This is a genomic window from Actinomadura sp. 6N118, from assembly GCF_044326415.1.
Taxonomy (GTDB): domain Bacteria; phylum Actinomycetota; class Actinomycetes; order Streptosporangiales; family Streptosporangiaceae; genus Spirillospora.
Map to the genome: position 1 here is coordinate 524,075 of NZ_JBIRAZ010000005.1, position 24,436 is coordinate 548,510.

Consider the following 24,436-nt stretch of genomic DNA (forward strand, 5'->3'; position numbering starts at 1 on the left):
TCCAGCGCAACTGGCCCGACCCGACCTGCCACCGCAATGGCGGGGCACACGGCGGTGGCTGGCCCACGGCGGGATGCCTACCACCTTGGGCAGGACGCTCTGGTCGCGGTTCCGGGTGTCCTCGCTCACGTCTTCACCTCCTCCGCACCGCGGCCATCCGCGACAAGGCCATCCGAGGCGCCGGCGGTTGCGCCGTTGGCGTTCGGAGGGCGGGCGTTCGAGGCGCGGGCCAGACCGAGGACGGGGTCGGTGGTGACGTAGACGCCGTCCAGGTCGGCGGAGAGCCGGCTGGGGTCGGACGGGTCGGCCCACAGGTCCCGCAGTGGCTGCATGTCGACGCCGAGGGTGCCGGACACGCGGTGCTCCCCGGCGGTTCGCTGGGCGTGGTCGGCTTCGACGATCAGCGTGTCGGTCATGATCCGAGTGTTGACGTCGGCGACCTCTCGCATGTCGGTGGTGCCGGCGGTGATCTCCATGAACGAGTGGATCGGCGGGCGGTCGTCGTGCTCGGCCAGGTGCAGCCGCTGCGCCTGCCAGAAGTAGGAGTCCTTGCCGTCGTACCGCTGGTAGAGATGGGAGACCAGCGTGATGAGGCGTGCGTAGGCGCGGCGGTAGGCGTACTCGAAGAAGGCCATTGCCTCCTGTTCGGACAGCTCGCCGTTCAGCGTCGAGTTGATGGCCGCCGCGCCGGTGAGCGCGCTGTAGAGGGCGAGGTGCACGCCGGTGGACAGCAGCGGGTCCAGGAAGCACGCGGCGTCGCCGATCGCGACGTACCCCGGGCCGCTGAACGAGTCGGCCACGTAGGAGTAGTCCTGCTCGGCGCGGACATCGCCGATCTGGGAGGCGCCCTGGACCACTGGGTTGAGCGTCTCGCAGGACTTGACCTGGTGCAGGTAGTACTCCTGCAGTGAGGCGAACTTGGCGCGCTCCTCGGCGAAGATGTCCTTGTGCGTGACGTGGCCGAGGCTGAGCTGGCCGCCCGCAAGCGGGATGGCCCAGAACCAGCCGCCGTGAGTGGAGATCGAGTTGACCGAGCCCTCCGGCGATCCGGGCAAGATCTCGGCATCCTTCCAGTACGCCCAGGTGGCGACGTTCTGGAAGACGTCGTGCTGCTGCCGGTTGTCGAAGTGCCCCTTGGTCAGAACGCCGGTGCGGCCGGAGGCGTCCACCAGGAAATCGAACTCGGCGACGCGGACGTTCTCCGGGTCGTCGCGATGCACCCATTCGACGGCGACGGGCCGTTCGCCCTCGAAGATGACCCTCTTCACGGTGGCGCCCTCGACGATCTTCGCGCCCTGGTCGGCCGCGTTCCGCAGCAGCTCGTGGTCGAACTCGGCACGGTGCACCTGCCAGGAGTGTGCGTCCGGGTGCACCATCGCGGGCCAGTCGATCACCCATGCGTCGGTACCCCAGCGGAAGACGCTGCCCCGCTTGACCTGGAATCCGTGCCGGGCCACACGGTCGTAGGCGCCGGACGCGTGGAGCACCGGCACGCAGGACAGCAGCAGGGACTCCCCGATGTGGTAGCGAGGGAAGACGGCGCGCTCCAGGAGCAGCACGTCGCGTCCGGCACGGGCGAGCAGGGCCGCGGCTGTGCTGCCGGCGGGCCCGCCGCCGATGACAAGGATTCGCTCAGACATGGGTGGACCTTTCTTCGAGGAGATTGGCGACCGGTCGGTTGACGATGTCGAGCAGAGCGGGTGAGGTGATCAGTTCGGTGGCGGCGGCGATGTCGGGGGCCAGATGCCGGTCCGGACCGGGCCCGGGAACGGCGGTGCGCAGCAGGTCGATCGCGTCCTGACATGCGGGTGCGGGCCGGTCGGGCGCCCGCAGGTCGACGGCGCGCGCGGCGGTGAGGAACTCGATCCCGAGTACGGCCCGGAGCAGTTCCAGAGACCGGCGTAGTTTGCGGCCTGCGGACCAGCCCAGCGAGACGTGGTCTTCTTGTCCCGCGGACGTGGGCGTCGAATCGACCGAGGCCGGGACGGCCAGGCGCTTGAGGTCGGCGACCAGCGAGACCTGCGTGTAGTGCGCGATCATGTAGCCGGAGTCCACACCGGGCCGGAACGCCAGGAAGGGCGGCAGGCCCTGGGATCGCGTCCGGTCCAGCATCCGGTCGGTGCGGCGTTCGGCCATGACGGCGAGGTCCGCGACGACGATCGCCAGGAAGTCCATGGCGTGGGCGAGCGGCGCACCGTGGAAGTTGCCGTTGGACTCCAGACGCCCTTCCGGCAGCAGCACCGGGTTGTCTATGCAGGACGCCAGTTCGCGATCGGCCACCCCGGACGCGTACGCCAGGGCGTCCCGCGCGGCGCCGTGCACCTGGGGCACGCAGCGCAGGCAGTACGGATCCTGTGATCCGTCGTTATGAACGCGCAGCAGCTCCGACCCGGCCAGAAGGTCGCGCAGATGGGCCGCGGCACGGCTCTGCCCGGGATGCGGGCGCAACTCCTGCAGCTCAGCGGCGAACGGCCGATCGGTACCACGCAGGGCCTGCAGGCTGAGCGCGGCGGTCAGGTCCGCGACGTCCAGCAGCGCCTGCAAGTCGGCCGTGGACAGCACGAGCATGCCGAGCATCCCCTCGGTCCCGTTCATCAACGCCAGCGCCTCCTTGTGCGCCAGCCGAACCGGCGTCAGCCCCGCCTCACGCAGCGCTTGGTCGGCTGGCTGCACACACCCGGCCATCGCCGCGGACGCGTCGGGCCCCTCACGCCCTGCCAGCGCAGCGGGCGCGAGGCGCGGCTCACGTTGGACCAGTACACGGCCGCGCCCGGTGAGCGCCGCGGCCACGGCCGCCAACGGGGCCAGGTCGCCCGAGCAGCCCAGCGAGCCGTATTCGTTGACGATCGGGACCAGGCCCGAATTGAGCAGCCCCGCCAGCGCGCGGGCGACGACCGGGCGGACTCCGGTACGTCCAGTGGCCAGCGTGCGGAGCCTGAGCACCGCCATGGCCCGCACGGTCTCGGCCTCGACCGCCGCGCCGATCCCCGCCGCGTGAGAATCGACCAGAGCCTGCTGGATCTCAGCCATCTGATGCCGGTCGACACGCTCACTCATCAGCGCCCCCACGCCAGTGGTCAGCCCATAGGCGGGCAACCCTGTGGCGGCGAGGGCTTCCAGTTGCATCCGGCCCATCCCCAGGGCGCGCAGCGCGGCTTCGGACAGGTGGACTTGGGCGTTGTCGCGGGCGACCGCGATGATCTGCTCACGGGTCAGGGGTCGTGATCCGATCTCGACCACAGGCGTGGACATGGTTCTCCTCAACGCGGCGGTTTCGGTGACGTCCGTTGTTGACGTGGATGGAGTGGCCGATCACGTAACCGGCGTCATCGCCGGCCAAGAAGGCGATCACCGCCGCGATGTCCGCTGACTGGGCGACCCTGCCCAGCGGGATCTGCGGACCGAGGCGGTCGTCGTGGAGGCGAATCCCGGCGCCACCGCGCTGTCGGTGATGCCGAACCAGCCAAGCTCAAGGACGAGCTTCGCCGTCAGGGCCTCGATGCCCCGCCTTTGCCGCCACGTAGTTCACTTATCCCCTGCCAGCCGAGATGCTGGCCAGGCTCACAATCCGCCCGCACCGCGGACGCACGACCTGCCCGTTCGCTCAGGCGCAATCCACCCGCACCGCACAGGCCACGACCCGCTCGTAACGCGCGGGCGCGGCCTGGGTGACCAGGAAGGCGGCCATTCAGGCACAGCGCGAGCCCGGTGCGGCATGGCGGCACCGATGTCATGTCCTGCGCCCGTCATCAGCGCCACCCTGGACCTGTCCATCACTCTCCTGAGAGCACAAGTTCGGCACGAACAACATTGGTATGGGTCAGAGGGCGAGCTGGTGGATGAGATCTGCGACACAGGGGTTTTGAATGGCCATATATCTCGATGGCGACGCGGTCCACGGTACGAACTGAATGCACAAAGGGGGTGACCGACAGCAATTGGCAGCCTGCCCGCACCCTTGGCTCCATGCCGGGTGCAAGCGCTCCACTCCGTAATTGAATGTGTACGCGGCATGGTCTAGGCGATACATCTTCTCTAGAAGAACGGGCCGGAGCGCCAGAGCAAGGAACCCGTTGGCGACCGTCGCGCCGAACTAGTTCTCGCGAGCACGTTCGAGGTCGACGTGACTCCACTGGTAGTCGCCGGTAGCCGTGGGTGAGCCTGTCGACACTCTCATGATCGCCGACACGGTATTTGCCGTGTCCGAAATGCTCTCCCGCCGCTTGGCGTAGTTCGGCGAAATCGCGAAAGTGTTTCATCCGGGCTCCCAAGCACCAGTTCTGGCAATCAGTTGCACACGCTAGATCGACACATCACGATGCGATACCTATTCAAATGGATACAAAACTGTAACTCAACTGATCTTCCCTCACTCTCTCGTTCCGTCCTAGCATGCACGCAGCTGTCTCCATTTCTCGTGTTTGTGTTCACGGGTTGAAATAGTCAGATAATGAAGTGCCGGCGCCAAGCCATTGATGGCGCGGGCAGATTCAGGTTTTTCCGCCGCAGCTCGGCCAGCGAGACGACATCGGCCACGCCCCCCTTGCGCAACCCACCGCGCCGTACTCAGGCCGCGAGGGGCCTAGCCAATTGAGACCGGCCGCGGCCTGCTGGCCGCCTGTCAGCGCAACCTCGACATCCGGCTACGACGAGCCGCGCCATCCTGCTTCGTGTGGAAGGCGCCATCAAGATCGAGGTCGCCAGGCTCTTGCTGAGCCCCGAGGTCACCAGGCTCTTGCTGAGCCCCGAGAAGGCTGAGCCCGGACAGGCCGAGAATCCGGCTGCGGCTCCATGTGATCACAGGCTTCAATCCGCCTGTGCAGCGCCGGTTTGAGGGTGTTTGACTGCGCCCGCGTCTGGTGCTCGGTGGCCTGTGGCGCGCCACCTCACCGCGAACTTCTTCGCATCCTGGGGGCTCTAACCAGGACATACCACAGAACGTGTACAAGAGAGGTCACATCGTGAACGTTAAGCGCCTTGCAGTCATCGGCCTCACCGCGGGGGCCCTCGTCGCCGGCGGCGCAACGCTGGCCAGTGGCCCGAGCGAAGACCCCGCGAACTTCACCGCATTCGTCAGTCTCTAACCCTGGACACGCAACAGAACGTGAAGGAGAACGATCACATCGTGAACGTTAAACGCTTTGCAGTCATCGGCCTCACCGCAGGCGCCGTGGTCGCCGGCGGCGCAGTACTGGCCGGCCCGGCCTCGGCAGACACCGCCACTCATACCAGCCCGAACGGTCCTGACTGGCCTGTCCTGCAGCGCGGCCAGGCCAACGAGCACGTACGGACCGTACAGTGGCTGCTCAACTGCAAGAACATCAAGGTGGACGTCCCCTCGCACTTCGGTCCCAAGACCCAGGCGGCCGTGAAGACCTACCAGAGCAGGTACGGCCTCAGCCCTGACGGCAAGGTCGGTGCCTACACCTGGTCCGAGATGGCCAGAGGGGCCCAGATCAAGTACAAGGACCGCAACGACTGCGTAAGGGCCCTGCAGGTCGCGCTGAACGTCTACCGGCATTCGACCGGCGCCAAGGACCTGCCGATCACCGGCTACTTCGGCCCGAAGACGCGGACGAGCCTGCACAAGTTCCAGACCACCTATGGCCTGCACGTCCAGGACGTCCTCACCGTCACGACGTGGAACCGCCTGACCGGCCCGGAGTCACCCGGCGAATGACCACCACCAAGGCTCCTCGCTGGTAACCACCGCGACAGATCCCAGGTCGGACGATGGCGTCCTCCTGGGATTCTTTGTGTGCGGACGCGCCGCGTCGTACTCCGCCGTCACTGACCTCATCTGCCGCCGCGTGGGACGCCTAGATCGTCCAGCAGCGTGGTCGCTGAGCACAGTCGACGAGCATGGTCCCGCAGGGCTGCGAGGCATTCGTCCAGATCGGTGGTCTGAACGGTCGGAAGGGTGATGAGGTCCCGCACGTTGGCCTCCCCTCCCACTTCCAGCGGCTCGTCGATCTCGGCCGCTCCGCTAATGACGAAGCCGGAGGCCCCTACCGTGACGTCCACCACGAGCGTGACCTCACGTTGCACGCCTTCTGGATCGTTCCGCATCAAGAACGAGCAGCCCACGCGGGCCATCGGCTTGGTACTGCCGTACCGGAAAGCGAGCAGTTCCCAGTGAACTGAGGGATGCTTCAGAAACTGGTCGTACCCGAATGCACCGAAGCGCTTCGTCACCTCGTGCAGCGCGACGAGGAGGTCCACGGCCCCCTGGTGTGGGCCGTCACGTAATTCCCCTGGGCTGGGGTCAGGTATTTCCCCAGGTCCTGGCCGTGATGGTTTTACCCAGCTGCCTCCTTGTTGATGTCGGTGTTTGAGGTGCGTCCGGGGCGTTTGTTGGGGCGGTAGCTGGGTCCGTTCATGAAGACTTGGTGGCTGGTGTTGATGAGCCGGTCGAGCAGCGACTCGGCGACCACGGGGTTGGGGAACAGCGGATACCAGTCGACCGGGCCTCTGTTGGAGGTCAAGATCAGTGACCGGCCGGTCCGTTCGGTGATCAGTTCGTAGAGGTCGTCGGCCTGGGGTGCGGTGAGCTCGCGCATTCCGAAGTCGTCCAGGATCAGGACCGCGGGCCGGGCGAGTTCGCGGATGCGTTTCTGCCAGGTATGGTCGGCGCGGCCGCCGGCCAGGTCGGCCAGGGCACGGCTGGTCTTGATGAAGCGGACGTCGGCGCCTTGCCGGATGGCCAGGTGCCCTAGGGCTTGGGCGATGTGGGTTTTGCCGACTCCGACCGGGCCGTAGAGGATCACCGACTCGCCGGCGTGCAGCCAGCGCAGCGCGGCCAGGTCGCGGATCTGGGCGGCGGGCAGTTTCGGGGACGCGGCGAAGTCGAATCCCTCCAGGGTGACCTGTTCGTCGAAGTGGGCGCGGCGGATGCGGCGTTGCATGGACATGGTCTGGCGGCGGGAGATCTCGTCCTGGCAGAGCACGGTGAGGAAGTCCAGGTGGCCGAGCTGTCCGGCGCGGGCCTGGGCGAGGCGGGCGTCCAGGGTCTGGAGCATCCCCGACAGCTTCAGTTCGCGCAGCGCGCCGGTCAGCCCGTTGAGGTCGGTCAGCGTCGGAGTGGACATGTCCATGGCGGCGTCGGTGGTCGCGTCGGGGATGGGGACGGCGGAGTCGCTGGTCACGATGCCTCCCCGGCGGTGGTGTCGGTGGTCGTGATGGTGGTGGGGATCGCGGTGTCGTCGTCGGTGATGGGCAGGGGGATGACGTCGGCGAACAGCTGCGCAGGTCCGTGCAGGAACGCCGCGGCTCCGCCGTCGCCGGTGGGTGGTGGTGCGGGCTCGGTCTCCAGCCCGGCGGCCAGGATGCCCTTGATGGTGCGATAGGAGGGATCGCCGGCGGTGATGGCCTTGGCGCAGGCGGCCTCGAGCCGGCCGGGCTGGTGTTTGTCGACCAGGCCGATCACGCCCTGAGCCGAGCGGAGCCGATAGAGCGCGTTGTCGGCCAGCAGTTCGTTGATCACCTGGGTGCACGCCGGGCCGATCTCGGTGGCCTTGCGGCGGCACCAGGCCGGGGTGCGCATATGGAAGGCGATCTTCTCGGGCGGGTAGTCGTTGAGGTCGGTCTGCTTGCCGCGGATCTTGCGGGGATGGGTCTTGATCAGTTCTCCGTTATGGAAGAACTGGACCATCAACGCGGTCGAGCGGGCATCGACGTGCTTGCCGATGTATCGCCACGGGATGGAGTACCAGGAGTTGTCCACGTGAACGTGGATGTCGGTGCCGACCTTGACCCGGGCCCAGGTTGCCAGCACGAACGACGAGGACGGCAGCGGCTGCAACGTCGGAGCCTCAACCGTTTCGAACACCGCCAGCGGGGCCGCGCCGTCCAACGGACGGCACTGGCGCATCCCGGCGACCTCGCGGCACCATCGGACTGCATCGGCCTGCATCTGCTCCAGCGATTCCCACTCCCGGCCCCGCCAGAACGAGTCGCGGACAAAGGGGATCGGCCGCTCGACCCGGGCCTTGTCCTTGGGACGGCGGGCCCGGGCCGGGTCGACCAGGCAGCCGTAGTGCGCAGCCAACTCGGCATACGACCGGTTGATCTTCGGGTCATACAGGTCCGGGCGCTCGACGCCGGTCTTGAGGTTGTCGGGCACCAACCTGCGCGGAGTCCCGCCCAAGAACGCGAACGCCTCGACATGGCACTGGGTCCACGAATGCTGGTCCATGGACAGCATCGGCCGCACGAACATATGCCGTGAGCAGCACAGCACCATCACGAACGCCTGGACAGTGTGCTTGCGGCCGGTCGCCGGGTTCACCCACGACCCCAGCCGTCCCCAATCGATCTGCGCCTCCTCGCCCGGCGCTGCCGGGACAAAAGCCCGCACTGTCACCTGCGACCGGCGTGCCTCCTCCGACAGGTTGGCGTGCACATACCGGCGGACCGAGGACAGGCTGACCGCCAGCCCACGCTCGTCGGCCAGCCGCTGATGGATCGTGCTCACCGTGACGCCCGCGGCCAGTTGCTCGGCGATGTAATCGTGGTGCTTGGCGATCTCTGGCCAGGTGATCTGCCGCAACTTGGTATCGACCAACTGCGGGAACCACTCGCGGACCTTCGCCGCCCACTGAGCCTCGGTCACCGGCGGGCCGCCCGGCCGCAGCCCCTCCACCTCGGCCGGAGCGACGTACTTGCGGATCGTTTTGCGGTCCACGCCCAGACTGGCCGCCATCTCGTTCTGGGACCGGCCCGCATACCAGTGGACCAGGATCTCGGTAATGTCGATCACGTCGAACGATCTCCTCGCCATCGGCCCCCCGACCCTGTTGAGGACAGGGGGAGACTGCTTGGTTCCGATGACCAGGTCCACCCCGACACGCACCGTCATCCCCATGGGGAATTACGTGACCGGGTGGGGAATTACCTGACGCTCAACCCGCCTGTGTTGGGGAGATCGCTGACCGTCCACACCCTGGCCCCGCATATCCATGAGAACGACTGTGCCCGTACGGCCCCGCCAATGCCAGCGTTGCCACCGATCCCTGGCTGGTCGCCTCCGTGATCCTGGGGGTCGAGCTGCAGCAGGACTGGACGTCCACGGTTGGCAAATCAGGAGGAAATGCCAGCCGACAAGCCGGTACATTTCAGAGCGACAAAGGGGGATGTCGTGATCGAGGACGAGCAGGAACGACCTGGCTGGACACAGAAAGCGTTGTCGCAGCTGACGGCGGAAGAGATCAGCGAGGCGCTCACCTATCTGAGCCAGCACAGCGACGCTGACGATGTCCTGGCCCGCGCTTTGGTACGCCAGCTGACCGAAAACGCCTGCCCTGACCTGGTGCGGTGACCACGGGGATCCATCGGGTCCTGTGAGGTGCCAGCCAGTTCATCTGTGAGGGGTCGGCCACGTCATCTGTGTGCCGGCCAGGTCACAACGGCGGGCGCTGGAGCCCGCTATCACCGTTCCGTAGGGGTGCTTCCCAGGCAAAAAAACGTGGCCCCCGACCGCGAGGGGTCGGGGGCCACGTATGTGGGCACGAACGGCCGTGGTTAGCGCCTGACAGCGTTGAACGCGTCGACGATGCCCTTGCCGTAGAACCCGTTGTAGCTCTTCGAGCCCTCACAGGCGTGGGTCGTCACGACTTTCTGGAACGAGCCGTCGGCCTGCTTGACGTACCGGGTGTAGGTGTACGAGCCGGTCGGCGGGCACGGGGTCGCGGTCGCGGTGCCGGCCAGGATCGACCGGACGGCCGCCGGGGCCAGGGTGAGTCCGCCGTTGGCCCTGTCGCGCTTGCCGTACCTGCTGACGATCAGCGCCGCGACGCCCGCCGCATGCGGTGAGGCCATCGAGGTGCCCTGGATCGACTGGTAGTACGCGCAGACGCCGGCCTTGCAGCTGCGCACCACGCGCGGTGTGTTGGGCGTGCCGTCGGCGTTCAGCTCGCCCCGCTCGCGGGCGATCGACTCAGGATAGGCGGCCCAGATGCCGGCCTTGTCGTTGAGCTTCTGGTCAGCGGTGTCGTACTTGTCGCCACCGGGCGCCGCGACCGCGATGTAGCCCTTTCCGTAGCTGGAGTAGTAGGACTTGCGCTTGCTGATGCCGGTCGAGGAGACCGGGATGACGTGCTTGCCTTCCCCGGGCAGGGACAGGCAGCTCGTCGGGATGGTGCGCGAGTAGGGCTTCTCGCCGGGCTCGGAGGCGAAGTCCGGGCTGGTCTCGTCGATGTTGGTCTTGGTGTAGTCGATCGCCTCGTTGCCCGCGGCGCCGACCAGGGTGACGCCGTGCCGGTGCGCGAAGTCCAGCGCCCGGTTCGTCGCCTTGATGATGGTCTGCTGTTCGGCTTGGTCGGCTGCGGAGTCGGCGGGGTTGTTCGTGCAGTTGAACAGCCACGGGTCGATGTAGTAGCTCATGTTGACCACGTCGATGCCGCGCTTGCCCGCGTAGGTGAGCGCGTCCACCGAGGGCTGCAGGAAGAAGTAGCCAGAGTCCTGGCCCGCGCGCAGGTTGACCAGCGACACGTTGGGGGCGACGCCGGCCATGCCGAGGCGGTTGCGGGGCGAGCCGATCGTTGAGGCGACGTGGGTGCCGTGCTCGTTCTCGTCCACGTCCGCCGGGTCGTTGCAGGACTTGTCCGGCTCGTCGGCGCAGGGACCGTCGATCTCCCCGCCGTTGGCGTCGGCCGGGATGTCGGTGGTGAAGTTGCGGCTCAAGGCCCGGTTGAAGTTGGGCTTGATGTCCGGGTGGGAGCCGTCGATGCCGGTGTCGATGACGCCGACGAGGACACGCTTGTCACCGGGCTCGACCTTGTACGAACCCTTGGCCGTGGCGTGGATCTGCTTCATGTCCCACTGCAGGTCGGCGAGAGGCTCCTCGGCCTTCTTGCTCGTCCTGGCAGTCGTGGTGCCGGTGGTCTGGCCCCGGCCCTCCTTCTCCACGGCGAACTGCTTGGTGACCTTCGCGGTCTTGGGAGCCCGGCCGATCACGCGGTTGGCGGCCGCGCCGTCCAGAGCGCCCTGCTGCCGGGCCTGCACCGCGAATCCGGTGCTGGTGGAACGAACGGTCGCCACACCCACGTCGGTGTTCTCGTGGACGATCGTGCCTCCGGCCGCCTTCACAGCGGCACGGGCCTTGGCGAGCGATACGCCGTCCTTGTAGAGGACGACGTACTCCGAGGCTTGGCCGGAAGTCTGGTTCGGCAAGGCCGAGGCGGGGACCGCCAGCACGGTCGTCGCAGTGACGACGGCGCAGGCAGCACTAATCAAAGTACGCCGCAACGCACAACCTCCTGGCTAAAGATGAGGGGATACGCCCGAAATGTGGGGCGAGCCAGGCGACGTTACGGCAATGACGGTTGAGGCTTGCGTACGAATTTGTAACGAAATGGGGCAGTTTCCGTTCGGGCTCACCACAGTGAGTCCGTCGGACGTCGTCGTGGGGTCGTTCAGACCAGAACCGCATCCCGGTTGGTCAGCGGGCGTTGCGGGTCAGGGTTGTCCAGAGCGGATCGAGATGGCCCAGCCACGCGTCTTGGTCGTCTGCCAGCGGACGTTCCAGCGGCAGTGGCACGAAACGGCAGGCGAACGTCAGCCCTGCGTCGCCTCCATCGCCGCGAACGGTGTGGTGCCACGCATCGGCCGCGGACACAGGTGCCTCAAGGTGGAAGTACGTGGTCCTGCGCGGCTGCCCGGTGTCAGGGTGGGGTTTGTCCTCAACGAGGATCCGCCGGACCGCGGACGGGATGAGCAAGCCGGTTTCCTCGGCGACCTCCCGCAGGACGGCTTGCTCCAGTTCTTCGCCGGGATGGGCACCACCCGCGGGGATCTGGGTGCCTGCCTCCGGCATGCCGACGTGGTCGAAGACCAAGAGCTCAGCGGAAGCACGATGCCTGATCACGTAGGCGGCGACGCGGATTCTGTACGGGCTCGTCACCCAGCGGACTCTGCCAGAGCAATGATCGCCGCAGGAAACCCAACCCGTCCCGGCAGACGTGCTTCACGTAACGTCGGTGACACCGTCCCGCGCTGCGACGGGTAGTGGATGGATCAGGACGTCGAACAGAGGCGCATCACGCACCCAGGCGCATCACGCACCCAGGCGCATCACGCACCGTGGCGCAGGCCGCCGTGGACGAAGGTCGGGCTGGTCCCAGGGCTGAGCACCGGCCGGGCGGTCAGCTCGCTGGTGGGGAAGAACTGCACAAACCGGCTGTCACGCTGGGAGCGGTCGACCAGGGTCTTCTCCACCACGCAGGAGTTGTACTGCATCGCGGTGGTCTCCAGCACGTTGGCGTTGATGATCACCTCTTGGCCCCACGTGCGGGCCCAGCCCTTCACGCCGGGGATCTTGCTGTGCTCCGGCGTGAGGCACTCGGTGGCGATCATGTTCTCCGACAGCGCCCACACCCCGGTGCCCGTGTTGAGGACCAGGGTTTGGTTGCCGGTGGCGTGCCCAGGTGTGCGGATGATGGCCACCCCGGGGGCCAGCAGCCGGTCGCCGTCAATGGGCAGGATCCGCTCGGGGTCCAGATCGACGTAGGTGTCCGGCTGATACCACGGCCGCTGCAGCGGGTGCAGGTCCCGCATGGCCTCCAGCTCGGTGCGCTGCACCACCAGCTTGGCCTTCGGCAGCCAGGCCGGCACCGGCGCGTTCGGCGAGATGTCGGCCTGCGGCTTGGTGGTGCCGATCAGCTGGCGCACGTCCTGGGTGTGCAGGTGGTCGAAGGCCACATAGTCCACCTCGGCCGTTTCGATGCCCACCTCTGCGAGGCGCTCGAGCACCGTGGCCTTGTAGTGGACCATGGTGCCCAGCAGCGGCTTGGGGGTGCGGGCCTCCAGGGCGGCGAAGTAAGGGGTGTTGCCACCCAGCCCGGTGTCGCTGGGCTCCCACAGCAGGGTCCGGCGTCTGCCGTCGGAGTCGGTCCAGCGCACGATCACCAACCGGTTGGTGATGAACAAGAACGGCGAGGGGGAGGCCGGGGCGCGCCACAGCCCGAACTTGGTCGGGTACGGCAGCGTGACCAGATCGTGGGTGGACACGTGCGCGGGGGTGCCGGTGGCGGTGAACTCACGTTTGAAGTCGGTGGCGGCGGTGCGGGCGATCCGCAGGGCCGCACCGGGGCCGCCCTCGGCGTGGTGGATGCGTTCCAAGGTGGTGATCGGCGCGCCCAGCTCGACGACCTCCGGGACGGGGATGGCCAGCGGGTGGGCCTGGGCCGGAGGGGCGACGGGGGGTGCGGAGGGCAGGGGGTTGAGCCGCTTGAGCACGGCGGTGGGGGTCGGGGCCATCGGGGGTCTCCTGATCGGGATATTGCTCGGTCTTCGGGGGCGGATGCGGGTCAGCGGGAGAGTCTGTTGAAAATCTCGCGGGTCACCCAGGAGGGGACCAGCCGGTTGAGCACGGCGGTGGCCTGGGTTTGGCGGCCGATGATGCGATGGGGGTGAGGCAGTCGGGGCCGATGCTCGGCCGCGGTGAACACGGCCTTGGCCACCTGCTCGGCTGTCAGGCTGCCCGAGAGCCGTTTGATGCGGGTGCCGGGCATGGACGCCGCACCCATGTCGGTGGCCACGAAGGTCGGCAGCACATCGCACACCCGGATGCCCTGACGTGACCATTCCAGGTCTAGGGCCTCGGTCAGGGAGCGGACCGCAGCTTTGGTCGCCGAATAGGTGGCCAGGCCCGGGACGCCGTACATGGCGCTGGCCGAGCACAGGTTGACCACGGCCGAGCCTGGGGAGCGCTTCAAGTACGGGAAGGCGGTGTGGCAGCCGTTGAGCATGCCTTTGAAGTTGACCTCCACGATGGCGGCATGCCGGGCCAGGGGCACCTCGGCGAAGGCGCCGGTGGTGAGGATGCCGGCGTTGTTGACCAGCACGTCCAGCCGCCCACCGGCTGCGGACCAGAACTGCTCCAAGCAGGCCCGCCAGGCGGCGGGATCGGCAACGTCCAGTGCGCCGGAGGTGGTGTTGTCCTCGCCGGTGGTGGTGCCCTCGCCGGTGGTGGCGGCGATTTCCTTGGCGGTGCGGGCGGCGCCGTGGGCGTCGATGTCATACAGGCCGACGAAATAGCCGGCGCAGGCGAAGTGCTCGGCGGTGGCGCGGCCGATGCCGCGGGCGGCTCCGGTGATGAAGACGGCCTTACGGCTCATGGCTTCTCCTGGGATGTGCAGGGCGTGGTACGTCGGCCGGTCAGGGGTTGGGCTCGGCTGGTCAGGGGTTGGGCTCGGCTGGTCAGGGGTTGGGCTCGGCCGGTTCGGGGTTGGGCTCGGCCGGTTCAGGGGCTGGCTCGGCCGGTGGGCCGTAGACGGCCTGGGCCGCCGGTGAGCGCGCCAGATACGCCTGGGCCTGGGCGGTTGAGCCGTGCTCGATCGGGTGGTACTTGGGGTTGAGGAACTCCGGGATGGCCCCGAAGAGCAACTTCGGACGCGGCAGCAGCCCTTGTTTGGCGGCCCGGCGCCACTCGCGCAGCACCTGCACGGCCCGCTGCCTGCCGCGGTAGCGGCGCTTGGTCGGCTCGTCCACGGTGGGATCGGCCAGCATCAAGAACGCCCCGCCGTCGATCAGCAGCTTCATGAGACTCGGGAAGACCAGCGTCATCATGACGGTCTGACGCAGCGGGTAGTTGCCGGAGATGTGGCGGTACGTGTCGAAGGCCACCGCACGGTGTTCGACTTCTTCCGCGCCGTGCCAGCGCAGCAGGTCCAGCATGACCGGATCGGCCCCGACCGCATCCAGCTCCTTGGCGTCCAGGAGCCACTGGCCCAGCACCGCGGTGAAGTGCTCGAGACCTGCGATGGCGGCGATCCGGGCCTCCAGCCACCGGTTGCGCAAGGCCCGCGGAGCGGTGTCGTCGCTGAGGATCTGGCTGAAGACGTGCTCGGCGCGCTGCATGTAGGCGGTGCAGTCCACCCCTTGGGCCTGCAGGTGATCCAAGGCGGTGGTGTGGGCCACGGCATGCACGCCTTCTTGGCCCATGAAGGCCCGGACCTGCTCGCGCAGCAGCTCGTCGGTGATCCGGGGCAGGATCTGCCGGTAGTCGTGGATGAACCAGCGCTCCAGCGGGGGCAGCAGCATGTGGAACACGTTGATCAGGTGGCCGGGGAACGGATCGTCGGCCTTGACCCAGTGCAGCGGGGTGTTCGACCAGTCGAAGCTCACCCGGCGCACGGTGGGGACCACGGCGTGGTCCTCAGCCGGCGAGGTGGGGACCGGGGTGGACGGGTTCATGGGGGTGTCTCCAGGGGTCGGGCCAGGGTTCGATGCGGGAATGCCATTCGATGCGGGAATGTCACAGGTCGTAGTTCACGACGACGGTGGGACTGGTCGGCCGCGCTTGGCAGGTCAGCACGTAGCCTTCGGCGAGTTCGTCGTCGTCCAGGGCGTAGTTGGCCGCCATCTCCACGCTGCCGGTGCAGATCTTGGCTCGGCAGGTGGCGCATGCTGCGGCCAGGCAGGAATAGGGCATGTCGCCGCGGACGCGCATCGCCGCATCCAGGACCGTCTCGGTGCCGGGCACCAGCGGGAATGAGGTCTCCTCCTCGTCGAGGATCACGGTGACCTCGCTGGGCGTCACCCCTGCGAGGACCGCGGGTTCTTCCACCCCGGGCTGGCGGGTGGACCCGGCGACGAACAGCTCTAGGTGCACGTGCTTGGAATCGGCCCCGTGAGCCAGCAGGGTGTCGCGGGCGGCCAGGGCCATCGGCTGCGGCCCGCACAGGAACCACTCGTCGGCGTCCTTCGGCGGCACGAACTCCTCGAAGAGGCCGGTCAGACGCTCGGGGGTCAGCTGCCCGGCAGCCACTTCACCGTCGGCGAGGAACTGCCCGGCGGCCACTTCACCCTCGGCGAGGAACGGGCTGTCGGCCACTTCACCCTCGCCGAGGATCGGGCTGTCGGCCGGCTCGTCGCTGAGGAAGTGCCGGATACGCAGCCGGTCAGGATAGCGCCGCTGGAGTGCGGCCAGCTCGTCCCGGAACATGATCGAATCCCAGGTCCGGTTGCCGTACAGCAGCGTGCACCGGCTCTTTTCCTCCCCCTCGAGCACCGTGGCCAGGATGGACAGGATCGGGGTGATGCCCGAGCCGCCGGCGATGCCCACGTAGTGCTTGGAGTTGGCCGGATCCAGTTCGGTGAAGAACCGCCCGGTGGGCGTCATGATCTCCAGTACGTCCCCGACCTGAAGCTGCTCCATCGCATAGGTGGAGAACGTTCCGCCGGGCAGGAGCTTGATACCGATGCGCAGTCGACCAGAGCTCACCGGTGCGCAGATCGAGTAGTTGCGGCGCACGCCCTCGCCCCCCAGGTCGGTCTGGATGGTGATGTGCTGGCCCTGGGTGAACCGGTAGGCCTCACGCAGTTCCTCGGGCACGGCGAAGGTGACCGCCACACTGTCGGCGGTCAGCCGCTCGATCTCCGCGACGCGCAGCGGGTGGAACGTGCCGTGCCGCGGCTTCTTCGCCGGTGCCTGGGCCTGCTCGCGCTGGGCGCGGTCCTCGGTGACCTCGACCAGCTCGGTGATCCAGGCGGCCAGCCGCTCGGGGTGGGTCAGCTGGATCCAGTGCCCGGCCTCGGGCAGGTCCCGCCGCCACAGGTTGGGCACCCGGGAGGCGGTCTCCTCGTACAGCCCCGGGGCCACGCACAGGTCATGGCCGCCGATGACCATCTGCACCGGGACCTCGGTGCGCCCCTCGCCGGGGTGCAGCAGCTTGTGGGTGAAGTTGGCCCGGTACATCCACATGCCGCGCTTGGCGTCTACGGCGTTCGGGCCGGCGTACTCGGCGCTGGCACGGATGCCCTCGCGGCGGCGCATCAGGCCGAACCAGGCCCGTCCGGCCCCGGACAGCCACGCCAGCGGCGGGGCGATGCCGGGCAGGTGGAAGGTGTAGATGTACCAGGAGCGGGTCGCCTGGTCGGCCAGGGTGGCCAGCCGGCGCGGGCCGGGATGGCTCAGGCTGTTGCGGATCCACCGGGAGGCATGATCCAGGCAGGGGGCCCCGAAGGCGGTGTAGGAAGCGAATCGGCGGGCGATGCGGGTGCCGGTGACGGCCTCCCAGCCCTGGATGGCTCCCCAGTCGTGGCCGACCAGGTGCACCTTCTTGCCGGGGGCGGTGATGTCCAGCACGGCCTTGAGATCGCCGACCAGCCGGTCGAGTTCATAGCCGCCGTAGGACCAGCCCGGCTCGGAGCGGCCGGCCCCCCGCACGTCGTAGGCCACCACGTGGTGGCGGTCGGTCAGGTACGGCAGCAGCGGGTTCCAGACCTCGCAGGTGTCGGGGTAGCCGTGGACGAGCACCACGGTGGGCGCATCCGGCTCGCCCCATTCGCGGGCGTAGAGCGTGACCCCACCGCTGCCGGAGATCCGGTGTTCCTTCATTGCTGTATCCCTTGGATCCACGAGGCCGTCGGCTACTGCCAGGACCAGTCATCGGAGGCCACAGCCGCACCTGGCTGGGAGGGGGTGGCATTGCCTCGACGCTAAAGACCGTTGGCGGTCCCCGGGAGCCGCTCTGTGGCCAAGGATTTACTATTTCCGGACAGGCTCACAGGAGGCTTGATGACCGATTGGGATCTGCCTCGCCCCCCGGCCAGTGCCCTGGTGCTGACCGGACTGGGCATGGAACACGGAGTGCCGCAGGAAGTCAGCTTGCGTGGGACCCGCCTGGCCCCGGAAGCACTCGGTGACCTTCAGACCACCGTGACCGCCCACCAGGAGCTACAGATCATCCGCAACCTGCTCACCGCCCTCGGCGAGGATCTGCCGTTGGGCATCGAGGCCGGGATGCGCTACCACCTGACCACCCACGGCATCTGGGGCTTCGCCCTGTCCAGCAGCCCCACCCTGCGCACCGCGGTCGCCGTCGGCCTGCGGTATGTGAACCTGACTTTCGCCTTCACCCGGATGTCCGCGATCGAGCAGGACAACGGGATACAACTGGTGCTCGACAGCTCACAGCTGCCCTCCGATGTCCGCCGCTTCCTGGTCGAACGCGAACTGGCCTCGACCGTCCACCTGGCCCGTCAGCTCTTGTCGGACCCGAGCGCCGTCATCGGCGTGCACTTCCGCCACTCAGCGCCCGCTGCGACCGCACCGTATGAAAAGGCATTCGGCGTGCGGCCGACCTTCGACGCCGCCGCCAACGCCGCCATTGTCCCCGCCGAGCTGCTCAACCGTGCCTTGCCGCAGGCCGATGCCCACACCGCAGCGGTCACCGAAGCCCAGTGCCGCCGGCTGCTGGCAGACAGGCGGGCCCGGGCCGGCATCGCCGGCACAGTGCGCGATCGCCTGGTGGCCCGGCCCGGGGCCATGCCCGACATCGAGACAGTGGCCGCCGAGCTCCACATGAGCTCACGCTCCTTGCGCCGGCGCCTGACCGCCGAGGGCACCTCCTACCGCGCGCTGGCCGATGAAGTCCGCGAACACCTGGCCGAGGAACTGCTGGCCACCAAAGCGCTGAGTATCGAAGAGATCGGCCGCCGCCTCGGCTATGCCGCCACGCCGGCCTTCACCACCGCGTTCAAACGCTGGAAAGGCATACCACCCCGGGCCTATGTGCCCCGCTGAACCATTTCGGTAGCCGGCTCGCCTGGCTGAGCATCGTGGCGACGTCACGCCCTGTGGCCACACGACCTTCGCCCCGCAGCGGCAGGGCATGGCTTCCCGGAGCCTCATCCAGCTGGCCCGGACGTCGCCGATCTGGTCATCCCCCCACGTGTCGGTGGCTGTCGCGACGGCGTATCCCTGCCTCTGCATCTGGAGCGTTTCGGGGGGTGTCGAGATCAGCCGCGTGTAAGCGATCGCCATTGGGCTGCCCATCGTGTGGGAGGACCCGCTCGATCGCAGCGCGGGGATGACGCTCTCGCGCGTTTCTCCTGCCTGCTCATCCGGCCCGTGCCGCCATGCTGGCGGGCGCTGGCAGTCCAACCTGAAGACAGCGGGTTGACGCGGCCCGGGATCAGTTCCCTGCGTGAGCTTGTGCATGGAAACCGATCGGTTTACAGTGAGCCAAGATGAAACCGATCGGTTTCCCAACTGAGAATCGCGCCGCTGATACCCGGGAGAGACCCATGTCCAAGACCCTGCACTCCGCCGCCGCTACCGTCGCGAGCTGGCGCGCCGCCGCGGAAGGCGGTGACGTCGACGCCGCGGTCGCGTGCCTGAGCCGGGACGTCGTGCTCAGCTCACCGCTCACCGAGCAGTTCCGCCTCGAGGGAACTGACCAGCTGCGCGACTTCCTGACCTCGGCGTTCACGGCGGTCGAGGACATCCGCTTCCACACTCAGACCGGCGAGGGCGACGCGTACGCGCTGTTCTACCGGGCGCGGGTGGGATCCCAGCCGTTCGAGGAGGCGCAACTGCTGCGGCTCGACGACGAAGCACGCATCAAGGAGATCACGCTCTTCGGACGTCCGATGCCGGCCCTGACCGCCCTGATGATCACCCTGGGCCCCGAACTCGCCCGTCGCCAAGGCCGCCGCGGCATCGCAGCGCTCATGCGCGCCAGCGCCACACCCATACACGCGATGGTCACCTCCGGGGACCGCCGCGTGGTCCCACTGACCCGGCCGGCAGCCCAGCGGACCTGAGAGAACCAGGTCCACTGGGCGTTTGACCCCGTTCCCCTTCCAGGAGTTGGCGAGGGTGCGCGGCTCGGGAGGCGGAAGCGGGCGTGAGATCCTGCACCCGTGACGACCGCCGAACCGACTCCGCCTCGCCGTCGCGGCCGTCCCGGCTACGACCAGGCGACGATCCTGCATACCGCGGTGGAGCTGTTCAACCGCAGGGGGTACGACGCCACGAGCATGGGTGACCTGGCCAAGGTGCTCGGCGTGACCAAGCCGGCCATCTACCACCACTTCACCAGCAAGGAGGAGCTGCTCAAGGCGGCTCTGGACGACGCCCTCGACGAGCTCACGGCCGTGGTGGACGAGGCCGCGCGGCGGCAGGCCGGGACGGCGTACGAACGGCTGCGCGAAGTGGTGCGGCGCAGCGTCGAGGTGCTGGTGGCTCACCAGCCCTCGGTGACGCTCCTCCTGCGGGTGCGCGGCAACAGCGCGGTGGAACGGGCGGCCCTGGAACGCCGTCGGTGGCTGGACGAGCGGCTCGCCGAGCTCGTCGCGGACGCGGTCGCGGAGGGCGCCCTGCGCGATGACGTGACGCCGACGCTGGTGAGCCGGCTGCTCTTCGGCATGGTCAACTCGCTGGTCGAGTGGTACCGCCCGGACGGGGCGTTCACGCCCACGACGGTCGCCGACGCGATCGCCACCGTCGCCTTCGACGGCCTGGCCAGGTGAAGAAACCCCGGATTGTCCTGCGCCCGAGGCGCCCGGCGGCGACGAGTCGCGCCCATCCGCTCGACGCGGACGGGCGGCGGATTAGGCGTCGTAGTCGACGGTGACCTGGTCGCCGGTCGGGAACGATTGGCAGGTGAGGACGAATCCACCGTCGACTTCGTCCTGCTCGAGCGCGTAGTTGCGGCGCATGTCAGCCTCGCCCTCGCGGACGATGGCGCGGCATGTCCCGCAGACGCCACCCTTGCACGCGAACGGCATGTCGGAACGCGACGCCAGGGCGCCGTCGAGGATCGTCGTCTCGCGGGACACCGTCGAGGTCACGCGCCGGCCGTCGAGCACCGTGGTCAGCTCAGTGGTCGCCCCAGGCGGGGGCGCGTCCGCGGCCCGGCGCGGCTGAGGCGGCGGCGCGTCGACGTAGAACAGCTCGACATGAACGCGGTCAGCAGGGACGCCGAGGTCGGTGAGCACCGTCCGTGCGTCCTGGACCATCTGGAACGGGCCGCACAACCAGACGTGATCGAAGACCTCCGCGGGGACGAGGCCCGTGAGCAGCCGCCTCAGCTTGTCCCCGTCGAGCCGCCCGGAGAACAGCTCGACGTCGCGCGGCTCGCGGGAGAGCACATGGACCACCTGGAGCCGGGGCCCGTACCGGTTCTTGAGGTCGCCGAGCTCCTCGGTGAACATCACCGTCCGGCCGGTCCGGTTGCCGTACAGCAGCGACACCTGAGCCTGCGGGTGGGCCAGGACCGTGGACGCGACCGACAACATCGGCGTGATGCCCGATCCTGCGGCGATGCACAGGTGGCGTTCTCCGAGTTCGGGTGCGGCCTGCCAGGCGCCGGTCGGTGGCTGCACCTCGATCCGTATGCCTGGCACGACCTCGTTCACGAGCCAAGACGAGAAGAGTCCGTCCGGGATCTCGCGGACGCCGATGCGCAGAGCATCACCGGCAGGTGCGCAGATCGAGTAGGACCGGCGGTGCTCCCGGCCGTCCAGGACGCGGCGCAGGGTGAGCGACTGGCCGGCGCGGAACGCGTAGGTCTCCCGCAGTTCGGCGGGCACGGCGAAGGTGATCGCGGCGGCGTCCTCACACAACCGGTCCACCGCCGTGACGGTCAGCGGGTGGAACACGGCCGACCTGGACTGCGTGGGCGCGGGAGCGGACGTAGTCGTGGTCATGTCAGATCTCCTTGACGTGCTCGAACGGCTCAAGGCACTCGGTGCAGGCGTAGAGGGCCTTGCACGCGGTGGCGCCGAACTCCGACGTGAGACGAGTCGCCGCCGAGCCGCAGCGCGGGCAGGCGGGGGCGGCGCGCCGGGTCTGCCCGAGCATGAGCGCCACGGGCCCGGACGGGCGGGAAGCCGGTCCCGGCGGTGACATGCCTGCCTCGCGCAGCGCGGCCCGGCCGCGCTCGGAGATCCAGTCGGTGGACCAGGGCGGGGTGAGGACGATGCGTACCTCGGCGCGCGTGAATCCAGCGTCGTTCAGGCGGCTGACCAGGTCGTCGCGCATGGTCGCCAGGGCCGGGCAGCCTGTGTAGGTGGGCGTGATCGACACGATGACGCCCTCCTCGCCGTCCGGGCCCGGCCGGACGGCGACGTCCCGCAGGACGCCAAGGTCGGCAAGCGTGAGCATCGGCATCTCGGGGTCGCGAACCTGCGCGGCAACTTTGGCAGCCCGCTCCTGGACGCTCATCCAAGTCTGTTCTTGGGTGCTCACCGCGGCCTGTTCTTGGACGTCCACCGCGGCCTGCTGTTGGACGTCCGCGGTGGCCTGTTCTTGGGCGTTCATTGCGCCCTCTCCTGGGCGTTCACCAGCGGCCGCTTGGGTGGGCGCGGGCGACTACCTGCATCTCGGCGAGCAACCGGCTGAGCGATTCGCTGTGCAGGCCGTCGCGGCCGGTTCGGCCTCTGACTCCGGCCAGCGGCGCGCCCTCCGGGCGGTCGACGCCGCTGACGGCGAAGACCTGCTCGAGAACGGCGTCCATCTCGTCGCGGTACGAGGCCGAGTCGACGCCGGCACCGCTCGTGGCAAGTGCCTGCTCGACCGGATGCGTCCTGGCCAACTCGGGATAGAGCGGCCACAGTGCCTCCAACGCACCCAGGAGCCTGCGGCGCGATTCCTCTGTGCCCTGCGCCAGAGTGAGGAACCAGCGTCCAGCCCAGTCACGGTGGTAGGCGACCTCCTTAACGCCTTTGGCCGCCACCGCCGCCAGCACCGCGTCGGTGCTCCCCTGCAGCCGTTCCAGCAGCGCAAGCCGCGCCACCGAAAACAGCAGCAGGCGAACGACGACATGCGCGAAGTCGCCGTTCGGCACCTCGACGAGGCGCACGTTGCGAAACTCCCCCGCCTCGCGAAAGAAGGCAAGCGCGTCCTCCGCGGGTACGGGTGAGCCCTCGGGGAGGACGGGGACCATGCCCGGGTCCGCAGCCGCAGCCCGGGTCAGCAGCAGGCGGGCCTGTCCCAGCAGGTCGAGGGCCATGTTCGCCAGCGCGATGTCCTCTTCGAGGTCCGGTGCCCGGCTGCACCACTCCGACAAGCGCTGGGACATGATCAAGGCGTCGTCGCCGAGCATCAGGCAGTATTCGGCGAGCAGGGCGGCGTCGGTTCCGTCGGGCACCGTCGTGTCGACGCCGGCCAGCGGGTCCTCGAAGTCGGTGCCGAACGCCCACTGGGAGGAATCGCCGCCGAGCAGGCCGTCGTAGACGCTGCCGTGGTCGTCGCTCATGGTGGTACTGGTCTCCGATCGTGCGGTGGTGTGGGCGGCGCGGCGGTCACATGTGCGGCACGTTCTCGGGGATCTCGTAGAACGTCGGGTGCCGGTAGACCTTGTCGCCGTTCGGCGCGAACAGCGGATCCTTCTCGTCCGGGCTGGACGCCGTGATGGCGTCGGCCCGCACGACCCAGATGCTCACGCCCTCGTTGCGGCGCGTGTAGACGTCACGCGCGTGCCGCAGCGCCATCGCGTCGTCCGGAGCGTGGAGCGATCCGACGTGGACGTGGTTGAGCCCCCGCTTGCTGCGTACGAACACCTCGTACAACGGCCATTCCCTGCGGTCAGCATTGGTCATCGAGCCTCCTCCTCGGTGGAACGGGTCGTGAGCTCCTCGGTAGAACGGGCCACAGATTCCCCGGCCGAACGGGCCGCGAATGCCGATGCCGCTTCGCGTACCCAGGCGCCGTCCTCGTGCGCGGCTCGCCGGTGGGCCATTCGCTGGGCGTTGCAGGGGCCGTCGCCGCGGATGACCTCGGCGAACTCCTCCCAGTCCGGCTCGCCGAAGTCGTAGTGACCGCGCTCCTCGTTCCAGCGCAGCTCGGGATCCGGCAGCGTCACCCCGAGCGCCTCGGCCTGCGGGACGCTCATGTCGACGAACCGCTGGCGCAGTTCGTCGTTGGAGTTGCGCTTGATCCCCCATGCCATCGACTGACCGCTGTTGGGGGAACGTTCGTCCGGCGGGCCGAACATCATGAGCGACGGCCACCAGAACCGGTCGACCGACTCCTGGACCATGGCGCGCTGGGCGTCGGTGCCGCGCATCATCGTCATCAGCAGCTCGAAGCCCTGCCGCTGATGGAACGACTCCTCCTTGCAGATGCGGATCATGGCGCGGCCGTACGGTCCGTAGGAGGTGCGGCACAGCGGCACCTGGTTGCAGATCGCGGCGCCGTCCACGAGCCAGCCGATCGTCCCGACGTCGGCGTAGGACAGCGTCGGGTAGTTGAAGATCGATGAGTACTTCTGCCTGCCCGCGAGCAGCAGGTCGGTCAGTTCGGCGCGGGAGACGCCGAGGGTCTCGCACGCGGAGTACAGATACAGCCCGTGCCCGGCCTCGTCCTGCACCTTGGCCAGCAGGATCGCCTTGCGCCGCAGTGAGGGCGCCCGGCTGATCCAGTTGCCCTCGGGCTGCATGCCGATGATCTCGGAGTGGCCGTGCTGGGCGATCTGGCGTACCAGCGTGCGGCGGTAGGCCTCCGGCATCCAGTCCCGGGGCTCGATGCGGTCGTGGCGCGCGATCGTCGCGTCGAACGCGGCCTGGAGCCGTTCCTGCAGCTCCGGCTCCACCGGCGTCGTCGTCACTGGTCCCTCCGCACATCGACGTATTTACTTACCGATCGATCAGTAATAACGTGGCACGAGCCGGCACCTCCGCGCAAGTGGTGCCGGCGACGAACGTCGGA

The 24,436-nt window shown here is 68.3% G+C and carries 21 protein-coding genes and 1 pseudogene; 5 read left to right on the forward strand and 17 right to left on the reverse strand.

Translation table 11 applies throughout. The features are described from left to right. Positions 1 to 125: 125 nt before the first annotated feature. From ACH34W_RS16060 to ACH34W_RS16070, 3 genes are read right to left on the reverse strand one after another with little or no spacing between them, the layout of a single operon-like run. Positions 126 to 1,640, reverse strand: coding sequence for an NAD(P)/FAD-dependent oxidoreductase (locus ACH34W_RS16060; RefSeq protein WP_395961665.1), 1,515 nt, complete (start codon positions 1,638 to 1,640; stop codon positions 126 to 128). Next, positions 1,633 to 3,252, reverse strand: coding sequence for a histidine ammonia-lyase (locus ACH34W_RS16065; protein ID WP_395961666.1), 1,620 nt, complete (start codon positions 3,250 to 3,252; stop codon positions 1,633 to 1,635). The genes ACH34W_RS16060 and ACH34W_RS16065 overlap by 8 nt, the downstream gene beginning before the upstream one ends. Continuing rightward, positions 3,206 to 3,352 carry a hypothetical protein gene (locus ACH34W_RS16070; protein WP_395961667.1) on the reverse strand — a complete coding sequence of 49 codons (147 nt, stop codon included), beginning with the start codon at positions 3,350 to 3,352 and terminating at the stop codon, positions 3,206 to 3,208. Before ACH34W_RS16070 ends, ACH34W_RS16065 begins: the two co-directional genes overlap by 47 nt. Before the next feature lie 1,773 nt (positions 3,353 to 5,125). Between ACH34W_RS16070 and ACH34W_RS16075 the strand changes: the two genes are divergently transcribed. Next, complete coding sequence (locus ACH34W_RS16075) at positions 5,126 to 5,680, forward strand: peptidoglycan-binding protein (protein ID WP_395961668.1); 555 nt, start codon at positions 5,126 to 5,128, stop codon at positions 5,678 to 5,680. A gap of 116 nt (positions 5,681 to 5,796) precedes the next feature. On the opposite strand, the gene ACH34W_RS16080 is transcribed toward ACH34W_RS16075, so the two are convergent. The 3 genes and pseudogenes from ACH34W_RS16080 to istA form a co-directional block, all read right to left on the reverse strand. Beyond that, positions 5,797 to 6,222, reverse strand: coding sequence for a hypothetical protein (locus ACH34W_RS16080; RefSeq protein WP_395961669.1), 426 nt, complete (start codon positions 6,220 to 6,222; stop codon positions 5,797 to 5,799). A 77-nt stretch (positions 6,223 to 6,299) separates the two neighbouring features. After that, positions 6,300 to 7,145: an IS21-like element helper ATPase IstB gene (gene istB, locus ACH34W_RS16085; RefSeq protein ID WP_395961670.1), complete on the reverse strand. Its 846-nt coding sequence runs from the start codon at positions 7,143 to 7,145 to the stop codon at positions 6,300 to 6,302. An 83-nt stretch (positions 7,146 to 7,228) separates the two neighbouring features. Beyond that, positions 7,229 to 8,758 (reverse strand): annotated as a pseudogene (gene istA, locus ACH34W_RS16090) (IS21 family transposase); the annotation flags it as partial. Between the two features lie 378 nt (positions 8,759 to 9,136). On the opposite strand from istA, the gene ACH34W_RS16095 reads away from it, so the two are divergent. Next, the gene (locus tag ACH34W_RS16095) at positions 9,137 to 9,316 is read left to right on the forward strand and encodes a hypothetical protein (RefSeq protein ID WP_395961671.1); all 180 of its coding nucleotides are present in this window, start codon (positions 9,137 to 9,139) and stop codon (positions 9,314 to 9,316) included. A gap of 203 nt (positions 9,317 to 9,519) precedes the next feature. Here ACH34W_RS16095 and ACH34W_RS16100 read toward each other — a convergent pair whose 3' ends face one another. From ACH34W_RS16100 to ACH34W_RS16125, 6 genes are all read right to left on the reverse strand, one after another. After that, entirely contained in the window at positions 9,520 to 11,244 is a 1,725-nt protein-coding gene (locus tag ACH34W_RS16100) for a S8 family peptidase (RefSeq protein ID WP_395961672.1), read from the reverse strand. A 193-nt stretch (positions 11,245 to 11,437) separates the two neighbouring features. Then, positions 11,438 to 11,899, reverse strand: a complete 462-nt coding sequence (locus ACH34W_RS16105) for an NUDIX domain-containing protein (RefSeq protein ID WP_395961673.1) — start codon at positions 11,897 to 11,899, stop codon at positions 11,438 to 11,440. Between the two features lie 170 nt (positions 11,900 to 12,069). Next, the gene (locus tag ACH34W_RS16110; RefSeq protein WP_395961674.1) at positions 12,070 to 13,254 is read right to left on the reverse strand and encodes a hypothetical protein; all 1,185 of its coding nucleotides are present in this window, start codon (positions 13,252 to 13,254) and stop codon (positions 12,070 to 12,072) included. 50 nt (positions 13,255 to 13,304) lie between these two features. Beyond that, a complete protein-coding gene (locus ACH34W_RS16115) occupies positions 13,305 to 14,114 on the reverse strand; it encodes an SDR family oxidoreductase (RefSeq protein WP_395961675.1) in 810 nt (269 codons plus the stop codon). A gap of 82 nt (positions 14,115 to 14,196) precedes the next feature. Then, the gene (locus tag ACH34W_RS16120) at positions 14,197 to 15,192 is read right to left on the reverse strand and encodes a metal-dependent hydrolase (RefSeq protein ID WP_395961676.1); all 996 of its coding nucleotides are present in this window, start codon (positions 15,190 to 15,192) and stop codon (positions 14,197 to 14,199) included. A 61-nt stretch (positions 15,193 to 15,253) separates the two neighbouring features. Beyond that, the gene (locus ACH34W_RS16125; protein WP_395961677.1) at positions 15,254 to 17,338 is read right to left on the reverse strand and encodes an alpha/beta fold hydrolase; all 2,085 of its coding nucleotides are present in this window, start codon (positions 17,336 to 17,338) and stop codon (positions 15,254 to 15,256) included. A 180-nt stretch (positions 17,339 to 17,518) separates the two neighbouring features. On the opposite strand from ACH34W_RS16125, the gene ACH34W_RS16130 reads away from it, so the two are divergent. From ACH34W_RS16130 to ACH34W_RS16140, 3 genes are all read left to right on the forward strand, one after another. After that, a complete protein-coding gene (locus ACH34W_RS16130; RefSeq protein WP_395961678.1) occupies positions 17,519 to 18,526 on the forward strand; it encodes an AraC family transcriptional regulator in 1,008 nt (335 codons plus the stop codon). A 503-nt stretch (positions 18,527 to 19,029) separates the two neighbouring features. Next, a complete protein-coding gene (locus ACH34W_RS16135) occupies positions 19,030 to 19,548 on the forward strand; it encodes a nuclear transport factor 2 family protein (protein WP_395961679.1) in 519 nt (172 codons plus the stop codon). 99 nt (positions 19,549 to 19,647) lie between these two features. Further along, complete coding sequence (locus tag ACH34W_RS16140) at positions 19,648 to 20,256, forward strand: TetR/AcrR family transcriptional regulator (RefSeq protein WP_395961680.1); 609 nt, start codon at positions 19,648 to 19,650, stop codon at positions 20,254 to 20,256. Between the two features lie 81 nt (positions 20,257 to 20,337). Here ACH34W_RS16140 and paaE read toward each other — a convergent pair whose 3' ends face one another. From paaE to paaA, 5 genes are all read right to left on the reverse strand, one after another. Beyond that, on the reverse strand, positions 20,338 to 21,435 hold the full coding sequence (gene paaE, locus ACH34W_RS16145) for a 1,2-phenylacetyl-CoA epoxidase subunit PaaE (protein ID WP_395961681.1): 1,098 nt from the start codon (positions 21,433 to 21,435) through the stop codon (positions 20,338 to 20,340). Between the two features lies 1 nt (position 21,436). Further along, positions 21,437 to 21,952: a 1,2-phenylacetyl-CoA epoxidase subunit PaaD gene (gene paaD / locus ACH34W_RS16150; protein WP_395961725.1), complete on the reverse strand. Its 516-nt coding sequence runs from the start codon at positions 21,950 to 21,952 to the stop codon at positions 21,437 to 21,439. 115 nt (positions 21,953 to 22,067) lie between these two features. Then, positions 22,068 to 22,985, reverse strand: coding sequence for a 1,2-phenylacetyl-CoA epoxidase subunit PaaC (paaC, locus tag ACH34W_RS16155; RefSeq protein ID WP_395961682.1), 918 nt, complete (start codon positions 22,983 to 22,985; stop codon positions 22,068 to 22,070). Between the two features lie 46 nt (positions 22,986 to 23,031). Further along, positions 23,032 to 23,328 carry a 1,2-phenylacetyl-CoA epoxidase subunit PaaB gene (paaB, locus tag ACH34W_RS16160; RefSeq protein ID WP_395961683.1) on the reverse strand — a complete coding sequence of 99 codons (297 nt, stop codon included), beginning with the start codon at positions 23,326 to 23,328 and terminating at the stop codon, positions 23,032 to 23,034. Continuing rightward, a complete protein-coding gene (paaA, locus tag ACH34W_RS16165) occupies positions 23,325 to 24,335 on the reverse strand; it encodes a 1,2-phenylacetyl-CoA epoxidase subunit PaaA (protein ID WP_395961684.1) in 1,011 nt (336 codons plus the stop codon). Before paaA ends, paaB begins: the two co-directional genes overlap by 4 nt. Between the last annotated feature and the right edge of the window lie 101 nt (positions 24,336 to 24,436).